At 64.5% G+C, this 2,081-nt stretch carries 3 protein-coding genes; 1 reads left to right on the top strand and 2 read right to left on the bottom strand.

Going from position 1 to position 2,081, the window contains the following annotated elements; all coding sequences use genetic code 11:
• Positions 1–298 (top strand): hypothetical protein (locus Q8M88_RS14440; RefSeq protein WP_305597858.1); only part of this gene is annotated, 298 nt, incomplete at its 5' end.
• Between the two features lie 23 nt (positions 299–321).
• Here Q8M88_RS14440 and Q8M88_RS14435 read toward each other — a convergent pair.
• Together Q8M88_RS14435 and Q8M88_RS14430 are read right to left on the bottom strand one after the other, a co-directional pair.
• Complete coding sequence (locus Q8M88_RS14435; protein ID WP_305597857.1) at positions 322–1,566, bottom strand: HD-GYP domain-containing protein; 1,245 nt, start codon at positions 1,564–1,566, stop codon at positions 322–324.
• Positions 1,544–1,807, bottom strand: a complete 264-nt coding sequence (locus Q8M88_RS14430) for a hypothetical protein (protein WP_305597856.1) — start codon at positions 1,805–1,807, stop codon at positions 1,544–1,546. Before Q8M88_RS14430 ends, Q8M88_RS14435 begins: the two co-directional genes overlap by 23 nt.
• Positions 1,808–2,081: the final 274 nt, after the last annotated feature.

Raw genomic sequence — 2,081 nt, 5'->3', positions numbered from 1 at the left:
CTACCTGAGCCCAGCCCTGCAAACGGTGCAGGCGCCGATGGCGGCCGCGCTGTCCACCACCTCGCGCCTGGACACGGCCTGCCGCCACGGCGACGCCGCACAGGTGGACCGCGCTGCGCTGGAGGCTTTTCTGCGCGACACCAGCGGCGGCTACCTGGCCGTGTGCCGCCACCCCGACCCGGCGCTGCCGCCAGAGGCCTGCGTGGAGAGCGTGGCCGGCGTGATGATCGACGCGAGCGCTCGCCAGATGTGGGTGGCGCCGGGTGTGCCCGACACGGTGGCCTTTGCGCTGGTCTGAGCGGCCCGCTGGCGCGTTCAGGCTCAGCCCCGCCCGAACAGCCGCGAGGGATCGAGCCGCACCTTGACCTCCTCGGAGGCGACCGTGTCCTTGATCGCAAAGGCCGGGTTGGCGGTGTCGCGCAGGCTGGGCGCCGACAGCGGTATGCCGTTCTTGCCGATGATGGCCATCACCATGGGCGCATTGAGCAGCGGCGTGCTGCGGGTGACGACGGCGATCTCGTCGCTTTGCAGCCGCACGTAGCTGCCGGGCAGGTACATGCCCAACTGCTTGACCAGCAACTGCCCCAAGGGGTTGGACTGGCTTTGCATCTCCAGAAACTGCGCCCGCGCGGCCGCCCGCACCGACTGCCCGCGACGGGTTTTGCGCGGGCTGATCCGGGCCACGAAGCGGTCTGCCAGCTGCAGCAATTGCTGGGCCGTGTGATGCACGGGGCGGCTGGTGGGGTAGCCGCCGCCCTGGGCGTGTTCGTGGTGGTCTCTCACCAGGTCCAGCCACAACAGGTCGGTCACGCCCAGCTGCTCCAGCATGTTGGCACCGACGTGGGGGTGGTTTTTGATGGCTTCGCGCTGGTGCGCATCGGGGCCGACCTTTTGCACGGCCAGCTGGTTCTGGAGTCGCGCCATGCCCACGTTCATGGTCAGCGCGGCGTTGAACAACGAGCATTCCTGCGCGTGGCTCAGGCCCGCCGTTGGCCCGATCACGTGGCAGACGGCCGCGGCGGCCAGGGCGTTGCTGGTGCTGTAGCCCAGTTGCGTGTCGTACAGCATCTGCACCAGCACAAACAGGCTCTCGTCGGGGTGGCGGTCCATCAGGCCGAGGGCCTTGTGCCGCAAGGTGTTGAAGCGCGGCAGAAAATCGCGCACCAGCAGGTTTTGTTGCAGCAGTATCGAGAGCTGGGCATGCAGGTCCAGCCAGTCGTCGTTCATGCTGCGCATCGCCTCGTCTGTGGCGCGGTGGGCCACGCGCAAAGCGGTCTGGTGCACGGTCTGGCCTGCCAGCAACCAGTCGCGGCGGTCAGCTTCGCGGATGCTGGGTTGGTGGCGGCTGAGCAGCTGTTGGCGTTCCAGCGTTTCCAGCATCTCGCCTTTGCGCATCAGCAGCACGCCGCGCGCGTTCCAGATGTCTGCGGGAATGGGGCGGTTGACCTCAATGCCAGCTAGCGACACGGCGATGTAGCGATCGGTGGACGGCGTTGACAGGGCTGACACCAGGCTTTGGGTGGTGGCTGCGCGCTGCGTCTTTTCAGAACCTTTGTGGTCGGACATGCCAGTCGCTGCCGTGTGTTCGTGGCCGGTGGTGCGGGGAACGCACCGAACGGCGCTGTCTGGAGCGCTGGCTGCGGTACGCATAGCGCATGCGCCAGACCTGCCAGCCTGCGCCGATCAGCAACAGACCGCTGAGCCATCCGAGCGTGTTGGGCAAGTTGAAGAGGGTGAGCAGGCCGGCGATGGCGTACAGCGCTGGTAAGGCTTCGTACAGCCGGTGGGGAAGGGTGAACCGTCTCAAGATGATTGTTCTGAAAATGAAACCGATGCCGCGCTGGATTGAATGCGGCGGGTGTTTTCAAAATATACATCTGAGAAGCGAATTAAATCAAATTAACACGATTTATTACATCATTTTTATTTCATAAAACACATTAATATCAATAAAAACAAATCAAAGGCCGGTCACATCCCGGTTGCGGCGTCCGGCTTTTCGTCCTGATAGCGGTTGTGGATCGCCAGGAGTTGATCCAGGTGGCTGTGCACCACCGCCACGCAGTCCCGGTCGAGCTGGC

It is taken from the genome of Phenylobacterium sp. (assembly GCF_030693805.1).
Taxonomy (GTDB): domain Bacteria; phylum Pseudomonadota; class Alphaproteobacteria; order Caulobacterales; family Caulobacteraceae; genus Phenylobacterium.
The sequence above is the reverse complement of the archived record's forward strand: the minus strand, read 5'-3'. Positions and strand labels throughout refer to the sequence as shown.

Excerpts from the sequence above, each read along its gene's own strand:
- Q8M88_RS14435 (WP_305597857.1), bottom strand. The coding sequence starts at position 1,566 with ATGTCCGACCACAAAGGTTCTGAAAAGACGCAGCGCGCAGCCACCACC.